The sequence below is a fragment of the Dactylosporangium sp. CA-152071 genome (genome assembly GCF_050936335.1).
GTDB classification, from domain to species: domain Bacteria; phylum Actinomycetota; class Actinomycetes; order Mycobacteriales; family Micromonosporaceae; genus Dactylosporangium; species Dactylosporangium maewongense.
In genome coordinates this window covers 4,700,036-4,724,375 of record NZ_JBNJMZ010000001.1, presented here as the reverse complement: position 1 = coordinate 4,724,375, position 24,340 = coordinate 4,700,036, and the positions used below count along the sequence as shown (strand labels likewise).

21 protein-coding genes and 1 tRNA gene are annotated in these 24,340 nt (G+C 71.9%); 16 read left to right on the top strand and 6 right to left on the bottom strand.

All coding sequences use genetic code 11. The features are described 5' to 3' along the window. Positions 1–31 precede the first annotated feature (31 nt). The 5 genes from ACQEVZ_RS21150 (at position 32) to nudC (ending at position 5,936) form a co-directional block, all read left to right on the top strand. A complete protein-coding gene (locus tag ACQEVZ_RS21150) occupies positions 32–1,003 on the top strand; it encodes a hypothetical protein (protein ID WP_433369076.1) in 972 nt (323 codons plus the stop codon). Between the two features lie 50 nt (positions 1,004–1,053). Continuing rightward, a complete protein-coding gene (locus ACQEVZ_RS21145; RefSeq protein ID WP_433369073.1) occupies positions 1,054–2,241 on the top strand; it encodes a S8 family serine peptidase in 1,188 nt (395 codons plus the stop codon). Between the two features lie 89 nt (positions 2,242–2,330). Further along, positions 2,331–3,626, top strand: coding sequence for a M16 family metallopeptidase (locus ACQEVZ_RS21140; protein ID WP_344504017.1), 1,296 nt, complete (start codon positions 2,331–2,333; stop codon positions 3,624–3,626). Continuing rightward, on the top strand, positions 3,623–4,954 hold the full coding sequence (locus tag ACQEVZ_RS21135) for a M16 family metallopeptidase (protein ID WP_433369070.1): 1,332 nt from the start codon (positions 3,623–3,625) through the stop codon (positions 4,952–4,954). The genes ACQEVZ_RS21140 and ACQEVZ_RS21135 overlap by 4 nt, the downstream gene beginning before the upstream one ends. 46 nt (positions 4,955–5,000) lie before the next feature. Beyond that, positions 5,001–5,936, top strand: coding sequence for an NAD(+) diphosphatase (gene nudC / locus ACQEVZ_RS21130; protein WP_433369067.1), 936 nt, complete (start codon positions 5,001–5,003; stop codon positions 5,934–5,936). Here nudC and ACQEVZ_RS21125 read toward each other — a convergent pair. Both ACQEVZ_RS21125 and ACQEVZ_RS21120 read right to left on the bottom strand, forming a co-directional pair. After that, the gene (locus ACQEVZ_RS21125) at positions 5,911–6,510 is read right to left on the bottom strand and encodes a hypothetical protein (RefSeq protein WP_433369064.1); all 600 of its coding nucleotides are present in this window, start codon (positions 6,508–6,510) and stop codon (positions 5,911–5,913) included. The two genes, nudC and ACQEVZ_RS21125, sit on opposite strands and share 26 nt — an antisense overlap. Before the next feature lie 58 nt (positions 6,511–6,568). Further along, positions 6,569–6,814, bottom strand: coding sequence for a mycoredoxin (locus ACQEVZ_RS21120; RefSeq protein WP_344503726.1), 246 nt, complete (start codon positions 6,812–6,814; stop codon positions 6,569–6,571). 85 nt (positions 6,815–6,899) lie between these two features. Here ACQEVZ_RS21120 and ACQEVZ_RS21115 point away from each other — a divergent pair, with 85 nt between their 5' ends. From ACQEVZ_RS21115 to ACQEVZ_RS21105, 3 genes are all read left to right on the top strand, one after another. Beyond that, positions 6,900–9,020 (top strand): ATP-dependent DNA helicase UvrD2, encoded by a 2,121-nt coding sequence (locus tag ACQEVZ_RS21115; RefSeq protein WP_433369061.1) that lies wholly within the window; start codon positions 6,900–6,902, stop codon positions 9,018–9,020. Positions 9,021–9,150: 130 nt separating this feature from the next. Next, the gene (locus ACQEVZ_RS21110) at positions 9,151–9,675 is read left to right on the top strand and encodes a hypothetical protein (RefSeq protein WP_433369058.1); all 525 of its coding nucleotides are present in this window, start codon (positions 9,151–9,153) and stop codon (positions 9,673–9,675) included. A 118-nt stretch (positions 9,676–9,793) separates the two neighbouring features. Beyond that, complete coding sequence (locus ACQEVZ_RS21105; protein WP_344504016.1) at positions 9,794–10,174, top strand: WhiB family transcriptional regulator; 381 nt, start codon at positions 9,794–9,796, stop codon at positions 10,172–10,174. A 714-nt stretch (positions 10,175–10,888) separates the two neighbouring features. Here the strand turns inward: ACQEVZ_RS21105 and ACQEVZ_RS21100 are convergent. The 3 genes from ACQEVZ_RS21100 to ACQEVZ_RS21090 all read right to left on the bottom strand — a co-directional run bounded on the left by ACQEVZ_RS21100 (position 10,889) and on the right by ACQEVZ_RS21090 (position 13,774). Beyond that, positions 10,889–12,232 carry an ABC1 kinase family protein gene (locus ACQEVZ_RS21100; protein WP_360564677.1) on the bottom strand — a complete coding sequence of 448 codons (1,344 nt, stop codon included), beginning with the start codon at positions 12,230–12,232 and terminating at the stop codon, positions 10,889–10,891. 9 nt (positions 12,233–12,241) lie between these two features. Next, positions 12,242–13,375 carry a TOMM precursor leader peptide-binding protein gene (locus ACQEVZ_RS21095; protein ID WP_433369054.1) on the bottom strand — a complete coding sequence of 378 codons (1,134 nt, stop codon included), beginning with the start codon at positions 13,373–13,375 and terminating at the stop codon, positions 12,242–12,244. 243 nt (positions 13,376–13,618) lie between these two features. After that, a complete protein-coding gene (locus ACQEVZ_RS21090; RefSeq protein ID WP_425516560.1) occupies positions 13,619–13,774 on the bottom strand; it encodes a DUF5679 domain-containing protein in 156 nt (51 codons plus the stop codon). Positions 13,775–14,142: 368 nt separating this feature from the next. On the opposite strand from ACQEVZ_RS21090, the gene ACQEVZ_RS21085 reads away from it, so the two are divergent. Continuing rightward, the gene (locus ACQEVZ_RS21085; RefSeq protein ID WP_344503721.1) at positions 14,143–14,667 is read left to right on the top strand and encodes a M48 metallopeptidase family protein; all 525 of its coding nucleotides are present in this window, start codon (positions 14,143–14,145) and stop codon (positions 14,665–14,667) included. Beyond that, entirely contained in the window at positions 14,664–15,287 is a 624-nt protein-coding gene (locus ACQEVZ_RS21080; protein WP_433369051.1) for a hypothetical protein, read from the top strand. The genes ACQEVZ_RS21085 and ACQEVZ_RS21080 overlap by 4 nt, the downstream gene beginning before the upstream one ends. A 1,643-nt stretch (positions 15,288–16,930) precedes the next feature. On the opposite strand, the gene ACQEVZ_RS21075 is transcribed toward ACQEVZ_RS21080, so the two are convergent. Beyond that, complete coding sequence (locus ACQEVZ_RS21075; protein ID WP_433376897.1) at positions 16,931–18,304, bottom strand: zinc-dependent metalloprotease; 1,374 nt, start codon at positions 18,302–18,304, stop codon at positions 16,931–16,933. 128 nt (positions 18,305–18,432) lie between these two features. Between ACQEVZ_RS21075 and ACQEVZ_RS21070 the strand changes: the two genes are divergently transcribed. The 6 genes from ACQEVZ_RS21070 (at position 18,433) to ACQEVZ_RS21045 (ending at position 24,317) form a co-directional block, all read left to right on the top strand. Continuing rightward, on the top strand, positions 18,433–19,458 hold the full coding sequence (locus tag ACQEVZ_RS21070; protein ID WP_433369048.1) for a YlbL family protein: 1,026 nt from the start codon (positions 18,433–18,435) through the stop codon (positions 19,456–19,458). A gap of 61 nt (positions 19,459–19,519) precedes the next feature. Then, a complete protein-coding gene (locus ACQEVZ_RS21065) occupies positions 19,520–22,489 on the top strand; it encodes a UPF0182 family membrane protein (protein WP_433369045.1) in 2,970 nt (989 codons plus the stop codon). A 121-nt stretch (positions 22,490–22,610) separates the two neighbouring features. Next, a tRNA-Met gene (locus ACQEVZ_RS21060) sits at positions 22,611–22,684 on the top strand. Between the two features lie 286 nt (positions 22,685–22,970). Beyond that, positions 22,971–23,207, top strand: coding sequence for a hypothetical protein (locus tag ACQEVZ_RS21055; protein WP_433369042.1), 237 nt, complete (start codon positions 22,971–22,973; stop codon positions 23,205–23,207). Between the two features lie 71 nt (positions 23,208–23,278). Beyond that, complete coding sequence (locus ACQEVZ_RS21050; RefSeq protein ID WP_433369039.1) at positions 23,279–23,518, top strand: hypothetical protein; 240 nt, start codon at positions 23,279–23,281, stop codon at positions 23,516–23,518. A 148-nt stretch (positions 23,519–23,666) separates the two neighbouring features. Continuing rightward, positions 23,667–24,317 (top strand): sporulation protein, encoded by a 651-nt coding sequence (locus ACQEVZ_RS21045; RefSeq protein ID WP_433369036.1) that lies wholly within the window; start codon positions 23,667–23,669, stop codon positions 24,315–24,317. The last annotated feature ends 23 nt before the right edge of the window (positions 24,318–24,340 follow it).

Here is a 24,340-nt window from a genome sequence, read left to right as displayed (position 1 = left end):
CTGGCACCGGGCTGCGACACTTGCTGGTGAGATGACCGAGCAGCATTCACCGTGGGCTCAGCCGGACACGCAGGTCGTGCTGGCGCCCGTCGGGCCGGCGCCGACGATTCAGCGCACGGCCGAGCCGCCGCGCGCGGCGCCGGGTTATCAGTCCGGCCGGGTCTCGGGTCTCGGCGTGCCGCCGATCGTCCCACCCCCGTCGTGGGGCACCGGCGGTGGCGGCGGCGACGACGATGACGACCCGGTCAAGCGCAACAAGCGCATCCTGAAGCTGCTCACCGGCGGCGCGGTCGCGGTCGTCGCGATCGGCCTGGTCGTCGTCCTGGTCTCGCTGATGACCGGCAACGCGACGACCCCCGGCGGCCTCTTCGACCGCCGCGCCGAAGGCCCCAGCGACACCCGCCCCGAGCTGGCCCGCCGCTGCCCGCCGCCGACCATCCCACCCGAGCTCCCACCCGGTGGTGATCCGGCGCCCGCCGGCCCGCGGACCGTCGACGAGGAGTCGGGGATCTCCTACAAGGAGTACGGCGCCCCGTGGGAGCCGTGGGACAACGTCTGGGCCGACCAGGGCGAGCTGAAGGTCACCTACCGGACCGGCCAGCACTTCGTCACCGAGCCCGACTACAACGGCGGCAGCGACTACCACGCCACGATCCTCTCCGGCCACGTCCCGGCCGCGGTCAACGACGGCATGGTCCTGGACCTCAGGTGCGTGGGCGACCAGATCGCCGCCGACGTGCGGATCAGCTTCTACCCCAAGGGCAACCAGCTGGAGCAGATCTCCGCGAAGGACCTCACCCTCGGCGGGCGGCCCGGCCGGCTGATCAAGTTCCGCCTGCACTTCTCCCAGCCGGGCCTGCGCGCGAAGAGTGAGCTGGTCTCGATCGCCCTCGTCGATCTGGGCAAACCCGAGGCCGCCATCCTGTACGTGTCGATTCCCGACACCCACCGCCAGTTCGACTACATCGCCGACGAAGCACCCGAGTCGGTCCGGCCCGTCTAGCGCCGGACGGCCGACTGGCGCCGGTTGCGTCTATAGGTCACGCTGGCGCCGTGAAAAAGGCGGCAGTGGTTGCAGGGGTCGTGCTCGCGCTCGTTCCGGTGAGCCCGGCGCGCGCCGACGGCATCCGTGACGATCAGTGGCACCTGCAGTGGCTGCGGGTGAGCGAAGCCAGCGAGAAGACCCGCGGCGAGGGCGTCACGGTCGCGATCGTGGACAACGGCGTCGACCGCAACCACATCGACCTGACCGCCAGCGTGCTGCCGGCGATCTACACCAACGGCTCGCCCACCCCGCCCGGTGACCCCGACGGGCACGGCACGGCGCTCGCCGGGCTGATCGCGGGGCAGGGGCACGGCGCCAACCGGCAGAACGGGGTGCTCGGCATCGCGCCCGGCGCCGACATCCTGCCGGTGGTCCTCGGCAACCCGGCCACCCCCGACCCGGCCGGCGCCCGCACCGTCACCCCGGACCAGCTGGCCGAGGGGATCGAGCTGGCCACCGTCCGCGGCGCGAAGGTCATCGTCGTCGGCTACTCCGTCGGTGGGAGCGAGCGCCTGCAGCAGGCGGTCCGCGAGGCGCAGGCCGCCGACGCGATCGTCGTCGCCGCCGACGGCAACCGGGCCGGCGAGGCGTTCGAGCCCTACCCGGCCGCGTACGACGGGGTCCTCGCCGCGGTGCCGCTGTCGCGCGCCGGCGACGTGCTCGTCGCGTCGGACAGCGGCCGGAAGCTCGGGTTCGGCGTGCCCGGCGAGGAGATCATGACCACGAACACCGGCGGCGGCTACCGCGTCGACGCCGGGAACATGGCGGCCGGCGAGCTGGCCGCGGTGGTGGCGCTGGTCCGGGCGGCGTACCCGAAGCTGCCCGCCGACGAGATCGTGCACCGCCTGACGGTCACCGCCGTCGACGCCGGCGACAAGGGCGTCGACCCGCAGTTCGGCGTCGGCCGGGTCGACCTGGTGCCCGCGCTGACCAGGACGATCCCGCTCGCGAAGCCGCCGGCGCCGTCGGTCGCGCCGTCCCCGTCGGCCACCGCGTCGGCGCCCTCCGCCGGGCAGCCGGTCGCGGAGCCGCTCCCCGCCCGGTCCCGGGGGCCGCTGGGGTGGCTGCTCAGCCTGCCGCTGGTCGCCTTCATCGGGGTGCTGCTCTGGTACGCGCTGCGGGCCGAGCTCCGCCTCCGGCGCGCCGCCGCCACGGGTGAGCCGGCACCCGCCCGCGACGACGAGGCGATGGTGTGAACGCGACGGAACGGGACGAGTCGGCGGTCGGCGACGGCGGATCGCGCGGGAGGGGATAGATTCGACGGGTGCCTCGTCGTAGTCCCGCTGTGCGGATTCCCGCGTCCAAGTATCCGGTCGAGCGCCTCACCCTCCCCAACGGCCTGCGGGTGGTGCTCACGCCCGACCGGGCCGCGCCCGTCGTCGGCGTAGCGGTCGTCTACGACGTCGGCATCCGGTCGGAGCCGCAGGGTCGCACCGGCTTCGCGCACCTGTTCGAGCACCTGATGTTCCAGGGCTCCGAGAGCCTGGAGAAGCTGGCCCACTTCCGCTACGTGCAGGGCTCGGGCGGCACCTTCAACGGGTCGACCCACTTCGACTACACCGACTACTTCGAGACGCTGCCGTCCAACGCGTTGGAGCGGGCGCTGTTCCTCGAAGCGGACCGGATGCGCTCGCCCCGCCTGACCGAGGAGAACCTGCGCAACCAGGTCGACGTGGTCAAGGAGGAGATCCGGGTCAACGTGCTGAACCGGCCGTATGGCGGTTTCCCGTGGCTGCGGCTGCCCCCGGTCATGTTCGACACGTTCGCCAACGCGCACGACGGCTACGGGTCGTTCGACGACCTGGAGTCCGCGACCGTCGCCGACGCCGCCGACTTCTTCGACCGCTACTACGCGTGCGGCAACGCGGTGCTCGCGGTGTCCGGCGACTTCGACGTGGCGACCGCGACCGCGCTGATCGAGCGGCACTTCGGTGACGTGCCGGCGCGCCCGGCCCCGGCCCGCCCCGACTTCGCCGAGCCCGACCTGACGAGCGAGCGCCGCGACTCGTACGAGGACCGGCTGGCCCCGCTGCCGGCGGTCGCCGCGGCGTGGCGGGTGCCGGACCCGATCAACGATCTCGAGGGGTACCTGCCGTACGTGGTCCTCGCGGAGGTGCTCACCGACGGTGACGCGTCCCGGCTGGTGGAGCGCCTCGTGCTGCGCGACCGGACGGTGACCAGTGTCGGCGGGTATGTCGGCTTCATGGGCGAGCCGTTCGCGGTGCGCGACCCCACCGCGCTCGTCCTGCAGGCGCACCTGCCCCCGGGCGGCGACGTCGACAAGGTGCTGCGCACGGTCGAGGAGGAGTGCCAGCGCATCGCGACCGACGGCCTCGCGCCCGACGAGCTCAGCCGCACCCAGGCCCGCATGGCCACGCACCTGCTGCGCGACACCGACGCGGTGCTCGGCCGGGCGCTGCAGATGGCGGTGCTGGAGCAGCAGCGCGGCGAGCCCGAGCTGCTCAACCAGCTCCACACGCTGATCGGTGGCGTCACCGAGGAGCAGATCATCGCCGCGGCGGCCGAGCTGGTCCCGTCGCGGCGCGCCGCGGTCGAGGTCATTGCCGGAGGAGCCAAGTGACTGCCGAAACCCTGTTCCGCACCGTGCCGGTGCTCGGGCCCAACCGCCCGCTGAAGCTGCCGAAGACCGTCGAGCGGACCCTCGACAACGGGCTGACCGTGATCGCGCTGCGCCGCCCGTCGGTGCCGCTGGTCGAGGTGCGGCTGCGGGTGCCGTTCGCGAAGGCGCACCTGGCCCGCGCCGCGCTGCTGACGCAGACGGTGCTGTCGGGCACGACCGCGATGTCGACCGTCGACATCGCCGCGGAGCTGCAGAAGGTCGGCGGCGGGCTGTCCGCCGGCGCCGACCCCGACCGGCTGCTGATCTCCGGCAACGCCCTCGTCAGCGGGCTGGACCGGCTGCTCGACCTGCTCGCCGAGGTGCTCACCGACGCCAACTACCCGGCGGAGGAGGTCAGCACCGAGCGGGCCCGCCTGGTCGACCGGATCCGGGTCGCGCAGAGCCAGCCGAGCCACCTCGCGCGGGCCGCGCTGCTGAAGCGGATGTATGGCAAGCACCCCTATGCGGTGCAGACCCCGGCGCCGGAGCACGTCGAGGCGGTCACCCCCGGCACGCTGCGCACGCTGCACGCCGAGCGGCTGCACCCGGCCGGCGCGACCCTCGTCATCGTCGGCGACATCGCGCCCGACAAGGCGATCGCCGCCGCCGAGCGGATGCTGGCGAAGTGGGACGGCGCGGGCTCGACCGTGGAACTGCCGCCGACCCCGGAGCTGAAGCCGGGGCCGCTGACGCTCGTCGACCGGCCCGGGTCCGTGCAGTCGTCGCTGCGCCTGGCGCTGCCCGCGGTGACCCGCCGGCACCCCGACCACGCGGCGCTCCAGCTGGCGAACCTCGTCTTCGGCGGCTACTTCTCCTCCCGCTGGGTGGAGAACATCCGCGAGGACAAGGGGTACACGTACGGCCCGCACTCCCTCGTCGAGCACGCCGTCGCCGGGTCGGCGCTGGTCGTCGCCGCCGAGGTCGCGACCGAGGTGACCGGCCCCGCGCTGCTGGAGACGCTGTACGAGCTGGGCCGGCTGGCCAGCATCCCGCCGAAGGAGGACGAGCTGGAGCAGGCCCGCCAGTACGCGCTCGGCACCCTCCAGCTGGGCATGTCGACGCAGGCGGGGCTGGCCGGGCTGGTCTCCACGTATGCCGGCTTCGGGCTGCGGCTGGACTACCTGGCCGAGCACGCCGCCCGGCTCGCCCGCGTCAGCCGCGAGGACGTGGCGGCCGCGGCCGCGCAGTACCTGGCGCCGTCGCGGATCGCGGCGGTCGTCCTCGGCGACGCGGAGAAGATCGAGCAGCCCCTGGCCGCGCTGACGGCGGTCACCCGAGCCGCATCATGAGCTCGCTGCCACGTGCCGCCGGCCCGGGCATGACGGAGGCGGGGGCATGACGGAGCTGGCGGCGCCGGCGTCCGTCGCCGCCCGGCCTGGGCCGCCGCTCGCGAGGGGCGTGCTCGACCGGGCGGCGCATCGCCGTACTGACCCGGAATGGCTGAAGGAGGCCTGGTCGCGGGCCCGTGTGGTGGTCGTCGACGACGGGCACATGCTGGTCCGCGGCGACGACCCGCCCGAGCTCGTGTTCGTGGAGCCGGCCGACGCGCCGCCGGGCGAGCGGTTCTTCCTGGGCGAGGACACCGACGGCACCGTGTATTTCGCGGTCGCCGCCGACGTGACGGCGCTGCCCGGCACCCGGCGGGTGTCGCTGCGTCAGGTGGGCCACGCGCTGCCGGACCTGCCGGCCGGGCTGTTCATCACCGCCGTCGGGCTGGCCAACTGGCACTCACGGCACCCGTACAGCCCCCTCAGCGGCAAGCTGACGGTCCCGGCGCAGGGTGGATGGGTCCGCACCACCGAGGACGGCGGGGAGACGCTGTGGCCGCGGACCGACCCCGCGGTCATCATGCTGGTCCACGACGGGGTCGACGGGCCTGACGGGCGGTGCCTGCTGGGCTGCAACGCGCAGTGGGCGCAGGCCGGCGGGGTCCGGCGCTACTCGACGCTCGCCGGGTTCGTCGAGCCGGGGGAGTCCGCCGAGATGGCGGTCGCCCGCGAGGTGCTCGAGGAGGTCGGCGTCGTCGTCGGCGGCGTCACCTACGTGGCGAGCCAGCCGTGGCCCTTCCCGGGGTCGCTGATGCTGGGCTTCCACGCCACCGCACCCGTCGGGGCACCTGTCGTCGTCGACGAGGAGGAGATCCTCGAGGGGCGATGGTTCACCCGTTCCGAGATCGCCGCGGTGCTGGACGGCAGCTCGCGAGCCTTCGGCCTGCCCTTCCCCGCGTCGATCGCGCACTACCTGATCACGGAGTGGCTCGGCTTCTCCTGAGCGCGTCGCGGTGCCACTGCGCGCACCAGCGGTCGAGGACCCCGGCGGCGTGCGCCGGGGTCACCTCGCGGATGTCGTAGTCGATCCTGTGTGAGCCGAACGCCTGCGTCGGGTGCCAGGCCAGGTCGCGCCACAGCGCCTCCTCCGCCACCTGCCCGGCGGGGTCGACGACCCGGCGCAGCAGCGACAGCGGCGCCTCGGGCGTCGTCTCGCCGTCGAGCCGGACGAAGTACGTGATCAGCGGCCGCGGGGCCACCGGCGGCCCGGCCCGCCACGCCCGCAGCGCGTCGTCGGTCAACCGCGGGCCCGGCTCCGGCTCGGGCGCGCGGTAGTCCTGCCGCACCATGTGCCGCAGCAGGTCCGGCTCGGGGGCGAGCCCGTCGTCGAGGACCTCGGCGACGAACCGCTCCGGCCAGACCCACACGCCGTCGGTGTGCAGCACGCCCTGCCCGCGGCCGATCGTGGCGCCGCCGGACAGGTAACCGGCGATGCGCCGCCGGAGCCCCGGGTCGGCCACCCTCGGCCGCTCGGGCGCCATGACGGCACCCAGTGCGTAGTCGCGAGCCACCCGCATGCCGGCCACCGTAGTGAGCCGGCTGCGCGCTGTGAAGGCCTTGGTGCGGTTTTGTCCGTCAGCCGCTGATCGCGTTGGCCAGCTGTGCCTTCACCTGGACGATGGTCGGGTTGGTCAACGCCGTGCCGTCGTCGAACTTCAGGGTCGGCACGGTCTGGTTGCCGCCGTTGACGCTCTCGACGAACTTCGCCGCCGCCGGGTCCCGCTCGATGTCGACGACCTGGTACTGGATGCCCTCGCGATCCATCTGCGACTTCAAGCGGTGGCAGTAGCCACACCACGTGGTCGAGTACATGGTCAGCATCCGGTTGTCTCCTCGTCGGGATCGCTGTCGGTTCCGGTAGGTACTTTGGCGGAAACGTCATACCCGGCTGGAATGATGCCTACCTGTGGCGGACTCCTCAAACCCACTCGCAGGTCTTGACCCGGAGCAGGCTGCCGTGGTCACTGCCCCGGCCGGCCCGCTGTGCGTCCTCGCGGGCGCCGGCACGGGCAAGACCAGGGCGATCACCCACCGCATCGCCCACCGGGTCCGCTCCGGGCACGTCCGTGCCCAGCACGTCCTCGCCGTCACGTTCACCGCCCGGGCCGCCGCCGAGATGCGCGCCCGCCTCGGCCAGCTCGGCGCCGGCGGCGTCCAGGCCCGCACGTTCCACGCCGCCGCGCTGCGCCAGGTCCGCTATTTCGCCCCGCGGCTCTTCTCCGGCCGCGAGATGCCCGAGCTGCTGGACAGCAAGGCCCGCCTGGTCGGCCTCGCCGCCACCCGCGCGGGCGTCAAGATCGACGGCACCGGCGCCCGCGACCTCGCCAGCGAGATCGAGTGGGCCAAGTCGTCGCTGATCGAGCCCGCCGACTATGCGGTCGCCGCGGGCAAGGCGCTGCGCGAGCCGCCGTTCGACGCGGCCAAGGTCGGCGAGGTCTATGCCGCCTATGAGCGGGTCAAGCGCGCCCACGGCGTGATCGACTTCGAGGACATGATCCGGGCCGCGATCTGGGCCATGGAGGAGCACGAGGACGTCGCGGAGCAGATCCGCTCGCAATACCGGCACTTCGTCGTCGACGAATACCAGGACGTCAACCCGATGCAGCAGCGGCTGCTGGAGTCGTGGCTCGGCGACCGCGAGGACCTCACCGTCGTCGGCGACGCCAGCCAGACGATCTACTCGTTCACCGGCGCCAGCGCGTCCTATCTCGTCGACTTCAAGCGCCGCCACCCCGACGCCACCGTCATCCGGCTCGTCCGTGACTACCGGTCCACCCCGCAGGTCGTCGCCCTGGCCAACTCGGTCATCGGCCAGGCCCGCGGCGAGCTCGCCCGGCTGCGCCTGGAGCTGATCGGGCAGCGCCCGCCGGGCGCCGAGCCGGTCCTGCGCTCGTTCACCGACGAGCCGCAGGAGGCCGCCGCCGTCGCCGCCCGCTGCGGCGAGATCATCGCCTCCGGCACGCCGGCCGAGGAGGTCGCCGTGCTGTTCCGGGTCAACGCGCAGTCCGAGGTCTACCAGGAGGCCCTCGCCGAGGCCGGGGTGCCCTATGTGGTGCACGGCGCCGAGCGGTTCTTCGAGCGCGCCGAGGTCCGCCAGGCGATGATCGCGCTGCGCGCCGCGACCCGGTCGCTCGACCCCGACGCGCCCCTGACCGAGTCGGTCACCAGGGCCCTGGAGGGCGTCGGCTGGCGCGCCGACCAGATCCCTGCCGGCGGGGCCTCCCGCGAGCGGTGGGAGGCGGTGTCGGCGCTCGTCACGCTCGCCGAGAGCATGCCGGCGCTCGGCCTCGAGGCGTTCAACGAGGAGCTCGCCCGCCGCGCAGCCCTGCAGCACGTGCCGACGGTCGCCGGGGTCACGCTGTCGTCGCTGCACTCGGCGAAGGGCCTGGAGTGGGATGCCGTGTTCCTCGTCGGCCTCGCCGAGGGCACGATGCCCGTCATCCACGCCCGCACCCCCGACGCGGTCGAGGAGGAGCGCCGGCTGCTCTATGTCGGCGTCACCCGCGCGCGCCACACCCTCTGGCTGTCCTACGCGGGCGCCCGCACGCCCGGCGGCCGCCCCCGGCGCGCCACCCGCTTCCTGCCGGCGCTGGAGCCGGGGCGCGCGTCCGGTGGCGGCTCCGGCTCCGGTTCGTTCGCGAGGAGCGCGCCGGGGATCGGCAAGAGCGAGGTGGCCGCCCGGGTGAAGCGCGCCGTCGCCGTCTCGTGCCGGGTCTGCGGCGCCGGGCTGCTCAGCGGGCCGGAGCGCAAGCTGGGCCGCTGCGCCGGCTGCCCGTCCGACCGCGACGAGGAGCTGCTGGCCAGGCTGCTCGACTGGCGGGCCCGGCTCGCCGCCGTGCAGAAGGTCCCGGCCTTCGTTGTATTCACGGATGTCACTCTCGCCGCGATCGCTGAGCGCCGTCCGGGCCGCCGCGAGGAGCTCGCCGTCATCGCCGGCATCGGCCCCCGGAAGCTCGGTCTGTACGGCGACGACGTGCTCGCGCTGGTGTCCGGCCGCACCGTCGAGGACCTCGTCGGGAGCGACTGATGTCGATGGGCGGAAAACTGACAAGAAGTTTTCCCGGAAATTCGATTGCCCTACCCTGAAGAGGCGACATAGCCTGCGAACACGAACGCCGGAGCCCCGGCGGCCGAGCCATGACGAGTGTGGAGAGAAGGTGCGACCCGTGAAGCTCTATATCTCAGCCGAGCTGCAGCCGGTGTTGCATGCCCTCTGCGCCCCGTCCCTGGCGTCGGCCTCCGCCCTGTGGCAGGAGTCCGCCGTCAGAGGCTCCTCCGCTTCGGCCTTCCCGGTCCCGACCGTTGCCTTCGCTCCGGCCGCTGCCCCGATCGCGTCCTTCGCGGTCACGGGTGGCGTCGCGGCCCTGGGCGGCGTCTTGGTCCCGGGCGGCGTCGAAGTCCAGGGCAGCAGGGTCTCCGCGACCGGTCTGGGCGGCGTCAAAGTCCAGGGCGTTTCGGTTCTGGGCCGCGAGGCCGGCCGAGGCACCACCGGCACCACCAGCACCATCGAGCGCGACCGCACCGTTGAGCAGATGCCCGCCGTTGGCGTCCAGCTGCTCGACCGGCGGGGAGTCCAGGTTCAGGGGACCAGTGGGCTCACCGCGAACGACAAGCACGACCTGACGGCTCCGAAGCCCAACGGCGGAGTCCGCGGCACACCACCTCGAGGCAGGCCGGCCTAACAGACCGACTTACCGGCTCACCTCGAGGCCGCGGAACCCGACACCGGGATCCGCGGCCTCAGTCATTTGCACCGACGATCACCACCAAACGATCGAGAAACAGAAAGGGGTGACCGGGATGAGCCTGGCCTTGGCATCGCGCGATGTGCGCGTTGAGAGCGCCGACGAGCGTCTCCTTGTCGCTGCTCGGGGCGTGAAGTCCGACCTGCCGTGCCGCACCTTCGACCCGGACCTGTGGTTCGCCGACTCGCCGGCGGAGCTCGAGCTGGCCAAGTCGCTCTGCGTGGAGTGCCCTCTGCGTGTCGAGTGCCTGGCCGGCGCCATCGAGCGCGCCGAGCCCTGGGGTGTCTGGGGTGGCGAGATCTTCGAGCGCGGTGCGGTCGTCCCGCGGAAGCGTCCGCGTGGCCGTCCGCGCAAGGAGGACGTTGCTCGCGACGCCGTCCTGCGGGTCGAGGTCGCAGCTCGCACCGCGGCCGTGGCCGCGAGCGTGGCGGCCTGACATGAGTGCACATCCGTTGCCAGCCAGCCGAGGCCTGCGCGCCGCGCAGCCGACCCGGCTTCAACTCACCGACGTTCGCACCATCTCCCTGAGGAGCTTGACCGTGTCTTTGCAACTACTCCACGAAGCACTCTCCCGAGCCCGAATGCGTCAGCCTCAGGCTGTCCGTCACTCTGAGGCTTCTTCGTCCGCCCGTCAGATCGCGATGCGCGCCCGCCGTGAGCAGGAGCGTCAGCTGAGCCGACACTGATCCGACCGCAACACACAGAGCGGGCCTCCCGGTGCCACCGTGGGGCCCGCTCTGCCTTGCTCTGACCGACCGCCGGCGCCGCCACTCACCGTCGTGGTCGTGGGCGTCGTGATCGATGTCGTCTGGTGGCTGTCCGGGCGGCCAGGGGCGTCCTTCGATCATGGTGGTGGCCGGGTTTCGGTTGAGGATCCGCCTGCGGGTCGGCTGACGTCGCGTTGCTGTCCGCGTGTCGTCGTTGGTTTCGCGACCCAGTGCGCGCCACATCGACCTTCGACCCAGCCCGCGTCGACGCTGGCTTTCGCAACCAGCGCAACGCGGCGGACGTCGTACACCCTCGGCCGTTGATGCGCGATCAGCGCGGCTTGCCTCGGCTGCCCCGGTGCCGGCGTTGCTTTCGGGGCGCCGATCTTCGCCCCGTCGCCGTGATCAAGTGACGGTTCTGGTCGTTCCCGCGGTCACTTGTGCTACTCCGACTTGCGGCGGCGGGTGGTCTTCTTCGGTTCGGCGAAGCCGGGCAGCCAGCGTTCGATGATCTCGCGGTACGGGGCCTCGGCCTCCAGCTGGCACAGCACGCCGATCGAGCCGAGCGTCACCCGGTGCGTGAGCATGTACGAGGGCGGGAGGTTGAGCTGACGGCTCATCGCGTACGCGGGGCTCTTCGGGTTGGCGAGCCGGCCCGCCTCGGCGCGCAGCCACGCGCGGCTGAAGCGGAACCTCGGCTCCGCGACCGGGTCCAGCATCGGCCTGATGTAGCTCAGCACCGCCGCCGCGTCGATCTTCGCGTCGCGCTTCACGAAGCCCTCGTCCTGCAGGCCGGACAGGACCGCCTCGGCGTCGCCGGCGAGGGCGAGGCGGGTCAGGCGGCCGATCACCTCGGGGTGGCCGCCGGGCAGACGGGCCACCGCGCCGAAGTCGAGGACCCCGAGGCGGCCGTCGGGCAGCATGCGGAAGTTGCCGGGGTGCGGGTCGGCGTGCAGCAGCTCAGCCCTGGCGGGGGCGGAGAAGTGCAGCAGTGCCATCCGGGTGCCCGCCGCGTCGCGCTCCTCGACGGTGCCGGACGCGATGATCGTCGACAGTGGCACGCCCTCGATCCACTCGGTGACGAGGACCCGGGGGGACGACGCGAGGACCTGCGGCACGCAGATGTCGGGATCGCCGTCGAACGCCGCCGCGAACGCGCGCTGCGACGCCGCCTCCAGCTCGTAGTCCAGCTCCTCGGTGACCCGGTCGCGGATCTCCTGCACGAGCGGCTTCACGTCGAGCCCCGGCTGGATCGCCTTGAACAGCCCGGCGAACCTGGCCAACTGGTTCAGGTCCGCCCGCAGTGCCTCGCCGGCGCCCGGGTACTGCACCTTCACGGCCACGTCGCGGCCGTCGGCCCACACAGCCTTGTGGACCTGCCCGATGCTGGCCGCGGCGGCCGGCTTGTCGTCGAAGTCCTTGAACAGCTCCCGCCAGTCCTCGCCCAGCGACTCGCGCAGCACGGCGTGGACGCTGGCGGCCGGCAGCGGCGGAGCGGCCTCCTGCAGCTTCGTCAGCGCCGCCCGGTACGGCCCGGCGAGGTCCTCCGGCAGCGCCGCCTCGAACACGGACAGCGCCTGCCCCATCTTCATCGCACCGCCCTTGAGCTGCCCGAGGACGCTGAACAGGTGCTCGGCGGTGCGTCGCTGGACGTCGGCGGACACCACGTCGGCGGCCATACCGGTCACTCGCTTGCCCAGGCCGAGCGCGGCCCGCCCGGCCAGCCCGAGAGGAAGCGACGCCAGTCGTGCGGTGCGGGCGACTGCGCCCCTAGGGATCTCGGTCACACGTCATTCTTACCCGTTCTGCGCTGCACGACGACGGCGACGGCAGTCACAGCGCGGATGGGCCACCCATTCCCGGCGTCTCAGCTCACCGGCGCGGGGGATCTCGACGATCGCCGCCTCGGTCCGCGACGCCGCCCCGTCGAGGAACGCGAGCACCTCGTCGGCGGCGAACGCCACCCCCGCGAGCGCCGTCGCCGACGTGCACGGCTCCCCGTCGCCGGACGGCGCCGTGGCGAGCTGCGCGGCGAGGACCGGCCAGATCGGGTCGCGATCCCGCCGGTGCAGGTCCAGGCAGGCACGGCAGGGGGAGGCGGCAGGTCGTACCAGAGGACCGACGAGCACGGTGCCGAGCCGGACGGTCAGCTCCAGCCGCGCGAGGCTCGCCAGCCGCAGCCCCCGGTCGGCGAGCGCGGGAGGATGGCGGTCACCGACCCGCACCACGAGGTCGACGTGGTCCGTCCGGGCCGCGGCCAGGTCCACCCCTGGCGCGTACCTGGCGACGGCGCCGCCTGTCGCGACCGCCCGTGAAACTCCCACCTCGTCGGCGAGCAGGCCGCCGACCAGGACGTCGCCGATCCCGGTGACGCCGTCGACGACGGGGTCGACGTGCCCGACCCCGCTGGCCGCGAGCAGCGCCGCGAGCGGTGCCAGCAGCGGGCCGTCCCCTGCGATGACGACGCGGGAGGCGTACCGGCGGCGGAGCACCTCGGCGGGCGCGGTCCGTTCGGGTTTTCGCCGCGTGCCCTCTTTGTGCCTCGGTGTCCCGGTCGCGTCGCTGGGTGTCGCGTGGGGCGGCGGGGCCTGCCGGCGCAGGCGCAGGGCGATCGCGGCGGCCTCGACGCTCAGCCGGCGGTGCACCGGCGCCGGCAGGCCGGCCGGGACGAGTGCGTGCGCGGCGACGACCAGGCCCTCGTCGCGCAGCGTCTGTACCAGGCTGAGCACCTCCGCCGAGGTCAGGCCGAGCGCCTCCCCGGCCGCGACGACCGCGGCCTCGGTGTGCGCGCCGTCGAGCAGGTCCAGCACCCGGGCCAGCTCGGGCCGGCGCAGGTGCAGCACGACGGCGCCGGCGGGGTCGGTGCCGAGTTGGACGGTCTGCTTGTCACGCCACAGGCGGCGGAGGTTCGGCAGGAGTGTCGGTCGCATGACCGGGAGACTGCCACCGGCGCAGGCTCCGGCCGGGGTGGTTGTCCACAGGGATATCCACCGCCGGCCGGACTTGTCCACAGCCAGCCGCCGAGTTGTCCACAGGGAAAGGCGCAAACGCTGTAAAGCGCGCGGGCCAACCTTGCTGCTCTAGCGCGACGATCTCGGGGCTCACGCGCCGGGCGGGGGCGGCGAGGAGCCGATGTGTACGGCCCGCCGACGGCGGCCGTGTTTGTTTGCGTCTCAGGCCTTACCGAGGATCCGGTTGACCGTGGTGCCGCAGACCGGGCAGGCACCCTTGGCCATCTTCATGCCCGTCTTCGAGATCGCGATCTCGCCCTCGAAGTCCCGCTTCTCCTTGCACTTGACGCAGTAGCCGTTGTACGTCTCGGCCACGATGCCCTCCTCATCTCGGTCCGGTGCACGCACCGGTGTTGACCAGCTAGGTCGACGTGGTGAGTGTGCCTTGTCGGACACTCGGGGAAAGTGCGGTAAGACGGGACACGCCGAGCGTAATCGGAAGATCTTCCTCTAACCGCACGCTACACACTATGCACAGGCTGGGGATAACTGTGTGGGCAACGGTGTGGGTTGCTGTGGATGAATTGCCGCCAAGTGGCCTCACCAGGCCGACGACCGGTGGAATCTTTCCGGCGAGCCGCCACGAATGGGTGACATACGGGCGCCCTCCACAAGATTGGCCCTTGCGGAGGGATGGCCGTTTCCGGCTAGCGTTCCTCCGTGAGCGGTACCCTGAGGGGGCCGGCATGACACGTAAGCCGGTCATCGAGGTGCGGCGCAGCAAGCGCCGCCGACGTACGGTGTCTGCCTACCGTGATGGTGAGCGGGTCGTCGTGCTGATCCCCGCGCAGTTCTCCCGGGCGGAGGAGCGCGAGTGGGTCGATCGAATGCTGGAGCGCCTGGCCGTCCGCGAGCAGCGGGCCCGGCGCACCGACACTGAGCTGACGGCGCGCGCGCAGCGGCTCGCCACCCGCTACCTGCCTGACCACCCCAACGCCGCCCGCCCGACCAGCGTGCGCTGGGTGCAGAACCAGAACGGGCGCTGGGGCTCGTGCACGCCGGCAGACGGTACCATCCGGATCTCGCACCGAGTTCAGGAGATGCCCGACTGGGTGATCGACTACGTGCTGCTGCACGAGCTGTCACACCTGGTCATCGCCAACCACAGTGCCGCCTTCTGGGCGCTGGTCGGCCGCTACCCGAAGTCCGAACGGGCGCGGGGGTATCTTGAGGGGGTGTCAGCGGCAGCGGGTCTCGGGATCACTGAATGACCGGCCCGCTCTCCTCTCCGGCGGTCCCGGGAGTCTCGGCTGCCGTCATCGTCCTCCTCGTGCCCACCCCGTGGTCGCCACCCGGCGTGGACCCGTCCTCGTGGCGCGCCGCCCTGGCCGAGGACGTCGTCGACCTGATCGCCCCGCTGCCGCTCGTCCAGCCGGCGATCGCCGCGCTGCCCGCCGACCTGCCCCTGGCCTCGAAGATCGCGTGGCCGAGCATGCCGCAGTACGAGCTGCCGACCCTCTCGATCCGCGCCGCCCTCTCCGCCGCCGCAGCCGACGGCCACGAGCGCGCCGTCGTGCTCATGGCCGACGCCCCCGACCTGCCGGCCATGCTGATCGGCAAGATGATCCGTCCCCTGTCGACCCGGACGGTCGCGGTCGCCCCCGCCGCGGGCGGCGGCCTGCTGGGCCTGGCGTGCCGCCTGCCGGTCCCCTCCTGGCTGCCTGACCTGGACCCCGAGACCGCGGACGTCGCGACCGCCCGCCGCCCCGCCCCCGAACCGACGATGGTCGCCGCCGCCCCCGGCTGGCACCGCCTCCGCAACCCCGACGACCTCCGCCACCTGGACCTGGCCCTGGACGGCTGGGACGCCACCCGTTCCCTGCTCTCCTGAACCCCACGCCGACCCCTGACGGCCGATGCGTGAGGTTCGGACTGCGGAGAGTGAGACCGCCCAGATCAATTAGGTGACCTGAGGTACGGTGTGATTGACCGGTCAGCGCCGTTCGAACCTGGTCGCGTAACTCTCTTTGACGAGCGCCGCGGGCACATTCAACGCTTGGCCGCTCCCTTGGGGAAGTCGCTGTCCTCCGGCCCGTCACTGCGGTCGCCCGCCCGATAGGGTCGCCTGCGCGTTGGGGTCGCCCGTCCGCGTTGGGTCGCCCGTCGCCGCGGTCGCGTCGCTGCGGTCGCCGGCGTTCGAGTTGTGCTCCGGTCGCTCGGGTCGTGCTGTTCGCCCCTTCCCGCCGGCCGGCCGCAGGGGCAGACGTCGGTTGCGGGTCTGCCCGCCGCGAGGGACCGGGCGGCATGGTGCGGAAGCTGTTCGGCGCAGCGAGGATCGTCGGCGGCGATGATCCGCGGCTGCGCGACGGATCGGCGGCAGCGAGGACCGCTGCTTGGCCAGCTCGTCGCCCCTCTTTGCCAGCTCGTCGCCCTCGTCGCCCTCGTCGCCCGCCGGCAGCAAGAGGTGGTCGTCTCGGCGCTCCGCCCGCCGGGCAGCAGCAAGGGGTGGTCACCTCGGCGCTCCGCCCGTCGGCAGCGAGAGGTCGCCTCAACGCCCTTGCAGCTGCGGCCGGCAGTAGCCGGCAACAGGAGGCCAGCTGGCCGTGCTTGCCGCTCTCGCCGCGCTGTCGGCAGCAGGGGGATCCGCTGGTCGTCAGGGCCGCCGCGGTGGCATCGCGGTCACGACACCGGCCTGGCGGGTGCCCGGTGGCTACAAGGCAGCGGCCCCGCTCAGACTGACTGCGCTGCGTCCCCCGACGGCTGCGAGGGTCGGGTGACTGCGCTGCGTCCCCCGACGGCTGCGAGGGTCGGGTGACTGCGCTGCGGCCCCGGCGGCTGCGAGGGGGCGCCGGTCGCGAGAGAGCGCTCGGGCCGGGCTGCAGGTCGCGCGCGGAGCGGCGCACCACCCGTCGGGCGGCGAGGGTCGGCCGCCGGCGGCGAGGAACCGTGGGACCCGTCGGGCGGCGAGGGTCGGCCGCCGGCGGCGAGGAACCGTGGGACCCGTCGGGCGGCGAGGGTCGGCCGCCGGTGGCGAGGAACCGTAGGGTCGCGTGGAGCGGCGCGCGGCCCGTCGGGCGTGAGGGTTGGGCGGTGGTGAGGGACCGTGAAGGACGCTCGGGTCGTGCCGGAGGGTGGGAGATCGGCACGCGGGCCTGGCAGCGGCGAAGGATCGGTGGCTGCAAGGGGCGCTCGGGCAAGGGCGCGGGGTGTGGATCGGCACACGGGCCGCCGGCCACGCCACGAAGGCACGCCCTGGCCACGAAGGGCCGCCAGTCATGAAAGCCTGCTGGCCTGGGAAGGGGCGCCGACCTGCGGATGTCCCATGGTTGCGAGGGGTCGCCAGGCAGGAAGGCCCGTCGGGCTGCGAAGGCCAGCTGTCGCGAGAGGCCGCCAGTCATGAAGGCTCGCCGGGTTGTGAGGGGCCGGTAGTTGCGCGGGCCTGGGGTGTGTTCGAGCCGTGGGCGGGGTCGGGAGCGGGAGATCCAGGGACTGTTGCCCGTCTTGGTGGATCTCCCGCGGTCGCCTCGCCTGTGATCAGGGCTTGGGCTCGTCGCCCGGCTCGCTGGGGCCGGGGTCGTTGTCCGGTGGGGTGTTGCCGGCCGCGGGGTCCGAGGTGTCCTTCGACGGCTTCTCGTCGGTGAGGCCGAGGCTGCTGAGGTCGTCGGCGAAGCCGAGGTCGCTCAGGTCCAGCTGGGTCCGGGCGAACAGGTCCGGGTCCGCGAACGCCTCCTCGTCGGGCAGCAGGTCGGGGTGGTCCCAGAGCGCGTCGCGGCCCGCGACGCCGCGGTGCTCGGCCAGGGCTGCCCACAGGGCCGTGGCCTCGCGGAGGCGGCGGGGGCGCAGCTCCAGGCCGACCAGGGCGGCGAACGTCTGCTCGGCCGGGCCGCCGGCGGCGCGGCGGCGGCGGAAGGCCTCGGAGAGGCGGACCACGTCGGGGAGGCGGTCGCCGGCGGCGCGGTCCACGACGTGGCAGACCCAGCCCTCGATGAGGGCGAGCGCGGTCTCCAGCCGGGCGAGCGCGGCGCGCTGCTGCGGCGTGTCCTCGGGGGTGAAGATGCCCTCCAGGACGAGCTCCTGCGGGTCGCTGCCGAGGGTCGAGGGGTCGATGCGGCTCATCGCCTCCTCGATCGCCTCGCGGTCGACGTGGATGCCTGCCGCGTACGCCTCGACGGCTGCGAACACGTGGCCGCGCAGCCACGGGACGTGGCCGAAGAGTCGCTGGTGGGCGGCCTCGCGGAGGGCGACGTACAGGCGCACCTGGTCGTCGGGGATCTCCAGGCCACGCCCGTATTCGGCGATGTTGGCCGGGACGAGCGCGGCCGAGCCGGCGGGTCCGAGGGGCAGGCCGATGTCGCCGGCGGAGAGGACCTCGGCGGCGAGGGAGCCCAGCGCGGTGCCCAACTGGCCGCCCAGCAGGGCGCTGCCGAGCGACGCGACCATCGAGGTCATGGGGCCCATCTGGGCGCGCATCTCCTCGGGGACCAGCTCGGTCATCGCCGACACCATCCTGGCGGCGACGGGGTCGCAGAGCTTGCGCCAGACGGGCAGCGTCGTGTTGAGCCACTCGCCCCGGCTCCACGCGGCGGTGGCGCGCACGCCGGACGGCAGGGCGGACTCGGGGTCGATCCACAGGTCGGCCAGGCGCAGCGCCTCGATGACCGCGGCGCGCTCCGCCGGCGTCACGGAAGGGTCACCGACCGGCTTCGCGGCGTCAGGATCGGCCGTGTTCGCTGGTGGCGTAACCGCGGTGCCGGGCATGGCGAAGCCGACGGGAAACTGGGCGAGGCCGCCGGCGGGTCCGCCGCCGGTGAGGTGGGCCTGCGCCAGCTGGCGTGCCAGATCCCAGTTGACCGGGCCGCCGCCGGGCGTGGCGAACAGTTGCTGCAGCTGGCTGAGGAATTGCTGCATCTGGCGCGGATCGTTGGGATCCGGCACCTCGCCGCCGGGCGGACCGAAGCCGAACGGGATGTCTGCGGGCATGTTCCAAAGGTACTCGCTTCCGATGTCAGAAATCGGAGAGCGCTAGGCTCGCCGCCATGAGACGTCGTGGCGTGACCGTGTTGGTCGGCGCGTTGCTGCTGCTGTTGCTGTCCTGGCAGACGACCGTGTTGAAGGTTCCTTACGTCGAGATGGGCCCCGGACCGACGTACAACACGCTCGGCGCCGGCGACGACGGCAAGCCGATCATCAATGTCAGTGGGGCGACGGTCACGAAGTCGGCCGGGCAGCTGCGGATGACGACGGTGTCGGTGCAGCCGCAGATGACGTTGCTCGAGGCCATGATCGGCTGGTGGCAGAAGGACCGCGCGGTCGTGCCGCGTGAGCTGATCTACCCGCCGAACCGCACGGAGCAGCAGGTCAACGAGGACAACAAGAAGGACTTCCAGGCGTCGCAGTCCTCGGCGGAGACGGTCGCGCTGCGCGAGCTCGGCTATCCGGTCCTGGTCGCCGTCGACGAGGTGTCGGAGGGCTATCCGGCGGTGGGCCAGCTGCAGAAGGGCGACGTGATCACCGCCATCGACGGCACCCCGGTGACGTCCCTGGCGAAGCTCACGGAGCTCATCCGGGCGAAGCCGGCCGGCACGACGCGGCAGGTGGAGTACACCCGCGGCGGCAGCAAGGCGACCGCGAGCATCGCGACGAAGGCCGGCGACGACGGCAACCCGCGACTCGGGGTCGTGGCCAAGACGTCCCAGCCGCACCCGTTCGAGCTGTCGATCCAGCTGGACCGCATCGGCGGGCCGTCGGCCGGGCTGATGTTCACGCTCGGCATCATCGACACGATCAAGGAAGAGGACCTGACCGGCGGGATCGTCATCGCCGGCACGGGCACCATCGACGACGAGGGCAACGTCGGGCCGATCGGCGGCATCCCGCAGAAGCTGGTCGCGGCGAAGGCGGCGAAGGCCAAGGTCTTCCTCACCCCGGCGGCCAACTGCGAGGAGGCCGTCGCCAATGCCCAGCCGGGCCTGCCATTGATCAAGGTCGGCACCGCCGACGAGGCGCTCGCCGCACTTGAGCAGTTGCGGGCCGGTCGTACACCAGCGTTGTGTGGTCCATGACTACGCTGAACGAGTTTCCATACGCGAACGGGCGGAGCCGACCGTGGTAATGCGTAATCCGATGACCAGGGTGAGCCGACGCGGTCGGGTCACGATCGTCGTGCTGGCGATCGTCTTCCTGCTCTTCACCCTCTTCGACCGGATCGTCGGTGCCTGGACCGACTATCTGTGGTTCTCCGAGGTCAAATACACGGGCGTCTTCTCGACCGTACTGACGACCCGCCTGTGGATGTTCGTGATCTTCGGCGTGTCGGTCGGGCTGGTCATCGCCGGCAACCTCTACCTGGCGTACCGGACCCGCCCGCTGCTGCGGCCGCACTCCGCCGAGCAGCACGCGCTGGACCGCTACCGCCTCTTCCTGCTGCCGCACATGACGATCTGGGTCGTCGCGGTCGCCGGGCTGATCGGCCTGTTCTCGGGCCTGTCGGCGCAGGGGCACTGGCAGGACTGGCTGCTGTTCAGCAACAGCACGCCGTTCGGGCAGACCGACAAGCAGTTCGGCGTGGACCTGAGCTTCTACGTCTTCGAATACCCGTTCTGGCGGTACGTGCTGGGCGTCGCCTTCACCGCGGTGGTCTTCTCGCTGCTGGGCGCGCTCGCGCTGCACTACCTGTTCGGCGGGGTGCGGCTGCAGGGCGCCGGCGAGCGCATGACGACCGCGGCACGCGCCCACCTGACCGCGCTGGTCGCCGCGTTCGTGCTGCTCAAGGCCGCCGCGTACTACCTGGACCGGCGCGGCCTGCTGCTGGACAAGTTCCCGACCCAGGACCTGTACGGCGCCGGCTACACCAACATCAACGCGCTGCTGCCGGCGAAGGAGATCCTCGCCTGGATCTCGATCGTCGTGGCGATCGCGATCCTGGTGTTCTCCAACGCGTTCATGCGCAACCTCGTGTGGCCCGGCCTGGCGCTGGGCCTGCTGGCGCTGTCGGCGGTCGCGGTCGGCGGGATCTACCCGGCCGCGGTGCAGTCGTTCACGGTGAAGCCGAGCCAGCTGCAGAAGGAGGCGCAGTACTTCCAGCGCAGCATCGACGCCACGAGGCTGGCGTACGGGCTGAACACGGTCGACGTCAAACCGTACGCGTCGCGGAACCAGGAGCCGCCGACGAACCTACCGTCGTACGACGAGACGGTCGGCAACATCCGCCTGCTCGACCCGACGGTCGTCGGCGAGACGTACACGCAGCAGCAGCAGGTCCGCGGCTTCTACGAGTTCAACCCGAAGCTGGACATCGACCGGTACACGATCAACGGCAAGACCCAGGACTACGTGGTCGGCGTCCGTGAGATCAACTACAACCAGCTGCAGCAGAACAACTGGCAGAACCGGCACTCGGTGTACACGCACGGCTACGGGTTCGTCGCCGCGCCGGCCAACCAGGTCGTCTGCAACGGTCTGCCGTTCTACGTGTCGGGCTTCCTCGGCGAGCAGACCAAGCCGGTCGGCGACCAGGGCCAGCAGTGCGCGTCGCAGCAGGACCTGATCCCGGTGAAGGAGCCGCGGATCTACTACGGCGAGCAGATGGGCGAGGTCTACGCGATCACCGGCCGGGCGCCCGGCACCACCGCCGGCGCCGAGTTCGACCGGCCGACCGCCAACGCCGGCGACCAGTACTCCACCTACGACGGCGCCGGTGGCGTCTCGGTCGGCTCGTACTGGCGGCGGCTGCTCTACGCGGCGGAGTTCCGCGAGACGAACTTCCTGCTCTCGGGCGTGTTCAACGCGAACTCGAAGGTGCTCTACGTGCGTGACCCGGAGGACCGGGTCCGCAAGATCGCGCCGTTCCTGACGCTGGACAGCGACCCGTACCCGGCGGTCGTCGACGGCAGGATCCAGTGGATCGTCGACGGGTACACCACCTCGGCGACGTACCCGTACTCGCAGCGCATCGACTGGAACACCGCGATCCAGGACTCGTCGACCGGCAGCCGGATGTTCCCCGAGCCGCGCCAGGACGTCTCGTACCTGCGCAACTCGGTGAAGGCGACCGTCGACGCGTACAGCGGTGAGGTCACCCTGTATGCGTTCGACGAGAGCGACCCGATCCTGAAGGCGTGGAACAAGGCCTTCGGCAACAAGCTGGTCAAGCCGCGTTCGGCGATCTCGCAGTCGCTGCAGGACCACCTGCGCTACCCGGAGGACCAGTTCAAGGTCCAGCGTGACCTGCTCAGCCGCTTCCACGTCACCACGCCGAACGGGTTCTTCTCCGGCCAGGACTTCTGGGAGGTGCCGAAGAACCCGGCGAACCCGACCGCGGACCAGCCGCCGTACTACATCGTGGCCAAGCTGCCGAACCAGGACAAATCCCGGTTCCAGCTCACGACGGCGCTCGCCCCGCGCAGCCGCGGCAACCTGGCCGCGCTGATGTCGGCGTCGTACGTCGACGGCAAACCGGTGTTCGAGATCCTGGAGCTGCCGCCGGACACGAACATCCAGGGTCCGGCGCAGATGCACAGCACGATGACCGGTATCGGCGACGCCAGACGGGAGCTGACCCAGTTCAGCTCCCAGAACTCCGAGGTCATGTACGGCAACCTGCTCACCCTGCCGGTCGCCGAGGGCATGCTGTACGTCGAGCCGATCTACACGCGGACGAAGAGCGACAAGACGTACCCGACGCTCCAGCGGGTCCTGGTCGCGTACGGCCCGAACTACAAGGCCTACGCCAACAACCTGGCCGACGGCCTAGCCGAGCTGGTGAAACAGGCGACCGGTCAGGCGCCCGTCCCCGGCAGCGGCGACAACGGCGAGCCGACCGTGCCGACGACGGGCAACCAGAGCGGGTCTCCGCAGGTACAGACGGCGATCAACGACATGAACAAGGCGATCGCCGACCTCAAGGCGGCCCAGGTCGCCGGCGACTTCGAGGGGTACGGCCGGGCGCTCAAGGCGCTGCAGGACGCGATCGGCCGCTACGAGGCCGCGGTGAAGGCCGCGACCCCGTCGGCGACCCCGTCGGTGGGGGCGTCACCGAGCGTCTCGGCCGGCGCGAGCCCGTCGGGTTCGGTCTCGCCGGCGCCGTCAGGCTGAGCGACGTCGAGCATCGAGGGGCCGTCGCATTCCGGTGCGGCGGCCCCTCGTGACGCCGGACACGGTCACCCGTAAGCGATTTGGAAGACGCGACAGCCGTGCGCTAACCTGGACAAGCCGACGCGGGGTGGAGCAGCTCGGTAGCTCGCTGGGCTCATAACCCAGAGGTCGCAGGTTCAAATCCTGTCCCCGCTACAACCGCGACGCCCCCTGCTCACGCCGGGGGCGTTTCGCATTGGCGGTCTCCGCATTCCCCGCGCGAGCGGAGCTCGCTCCCCACAGGGGGAGCTTCGCTCCACCCTCGCCCCCTCAAAACCGGCGCGTGAGCGACGGGTTTGCCAGCCTTGGGGTCCGTCGGGGGGATTGCTTGTTCTGCGAACTTCGCCGAATGTCGGTTCCCGACTGATTGCTTACGCCCCCTGCGCCAGCAGAGGGGCGTTTCGTGTGAACGCAGCGACCACCCCCGTCACCCCCGTGCGGGTTGAGGCGGCTGGTGGCTGTGGTTCATGGCCGTCGATCGGACTCCGGCAAGGCGGTGGTCACCTTCCATGCCTACAACCAGACCGACGTGAAGTCGATGACGCGCAACCCGATTGAGGAGAAGAAGAGCGGTGGCGGCGGCACCGGCCCGGCGACGGGACCGTGGTCGGCGAAGACCCAGGACTTCTACTGGACCGAGGTGATCACCTTTCCGGTGGCGCCGAAGACAGAGAAGTAGCCGATCCGTGAAAGGGAGTCGATGAACATCCGGCCATGGGTGGCACCATTGGTGCTCGTGGTGCTGGCCGCGTGCGGCATGGGGCCGTCGGCCAGTACGACCAGCCGATCACGCCGACGCTCAACGGCAGCTGGGGCTGGAAGGTGAAGGACAAGTCCTACGTGACGCTCACGTTCGCGCCGGTGCCTCCCTTCACCAACTCCAGGGTCGAGCGGCTCAGGGTCGCCAACGACGGCGAGAAGATCAGGCTCCTGGCCTACTTCGGTGACTTCGACTCCGGCTACGACTACTCGTTCGAGCGCTGCGCCTGATCTGGGCCTGACCCAGGAGGCGTGTCACGTATGGCCGCCGTCCCGTTCCCGCGGGGCGGCGGCCATGTCGCGTGTGCTGCGAAAACGGGAAACCGTACAGCGGCACGTGTTAGTGTCGACTCCTGCTGTGACGGCGAGGAGCGTCGGAATGTTCGGATCGGCGACGCTCGACGAGCGCGGGGTGCGGCCGGGGACGATGGCCGCCGGGCAGGTGCATCTCGGCGGTGCCCGGGAGGACCTCGCCGTGGACGGGGTGACCGTGACGCTGATGACGGTGGTCAGCGGCGTGGAGGTCGACGTCCTGCGGTGCGACGTGTCGGCGGGGTTCACGCTGGCCGCGGGCCGGAGCCGGGCGATCCCGTTCGGGCAGCCGCTGCCGTGGGAGACGCCGTTCACGCACTTCGCGGGCGAGCACCTGCCGGCCGTGTCGGTGCGGCTGCGGACCACGGTCACCGTCGCGGGGAAGCCTGTCGACGTCGGCGTGACGCCCGTGACGGTGCACCCGACGGGCGGGCAGTGGCTGGTGCTCGACACGCTGCGGCGGCGGGGGTGGACGTTTCCGCGCTGTGAGGTGCGGCAGGGGACGGTGCCCGGGGTCAGGCAGACCGACCCGTTCCTGCAGTGGTTCGAGTGCGAGGGCCCGGACGCGGGCGGCCCGCTGCGGCTGACGTTCGTCGCCAACCCGGTCGGCGTCGACGTCCTGATCGCCGGCGGGGACCATGACGAGCGGTTCGCGGTGCGGCACGACGCCGAGGTGCTCGAAGCGCTCGAGGCTCGCGCCACGGTCCTGAGCGCGTAGCAAAGGCGTACACGCGAAAGGGC

Excerpts from the sequence above, each read along its gene's own strand:
- ACQEVZ_RS21125 (WP_433369064.1), bottom strand. The coding sequence starts at position 6,510 with ATGCGGGTGGCTCGCGACTACGCACTGGGTGCCGTCATGGCGCCCGAG.
- ACQEVZ_RS21080 (WP_433369051.1), top strand. The coding sequence starts at position 14,664 with ATGACCGGCCCGCTCTCCTCTCCGGCGGTCCCGGGAGTCTCGGCTGCC.
- ACQEVZ_RS21105 (WP_344504016.1), top strand. The coding sequence starts at position 9,794 with ATGAGCCTGGCCTTGGCATCGCGCGATGTGCGCGTTGAGAGCGCCGAC.
- ACQEVZ_RS21075 (WP_433376897.1), bottom strand. The coding sequence starts at position 18,304 with ATGCAGCAATTCCTCAGCCAGCTGCAGCAACTGTTCGCCACGCCCGGC.
- ACQEVZ_RS21085 (WP_344503721.1), top strand. The coding sequence starts at position 14,143 with ATGACACGTAAGCCGGTCATCGAGGTGCGGCGCAGCAAGCGCCGCCGA.
- ACQEVZ_RS21070 (WP_433369048.1), top strand. The coding sequence starts at position 18,433 with ATGAGACGTCGTGGCGTGACCGTGTTGGTCGGCGCGTTGCTGCTGCTG.
- ACQEVZ_RS21045 (WP_433369036.1), top strand. The coding sequence starts at position 23,667 with ATGTTCGGATCGGCGACGCTCGACGAGCGCGGGGTGCGGCCGGGGACG.
- ACQEVZ_RS21120 (WP_344503726.1), bottom strand. The coding sequence starts at position 6,814 with ATGCTGACCATGTACTCGACCACGTGGTGTGGCTACTGCCACCGCTTG.
- ACQEVZ_RS21150 (WP_433369076.1), top strand. The coding sequence starts at position 32 with ATGACCGAGCAGCATTCACCGTGGGCTCAGCCGGACACGCAGGTCGTG.
- ACQEVZ_RS21065 (WP_433369045.1), top strand. The coding sequence starts at position 19,520 with ATGACCAGGGTGAGCCGACGCGGTCGGGTCACGATCGTCGTGCTGGCG.
- nudC (WP_433369067.1), top strand. The coding sequence starts at position 5,001 with ATGACGGAGCTGGCGGCGCCGGCGTCCGTCGCCGCCCGGCCTGGGCCG.
- ACQEVZ_RS21095 (WP_433369054.1), bottom strand. The coding sequence starts at position 13,375 with ATGCGACCGACACTCCTGCCGAACCTCCGCCGCCTGTGGCGTGACAAG.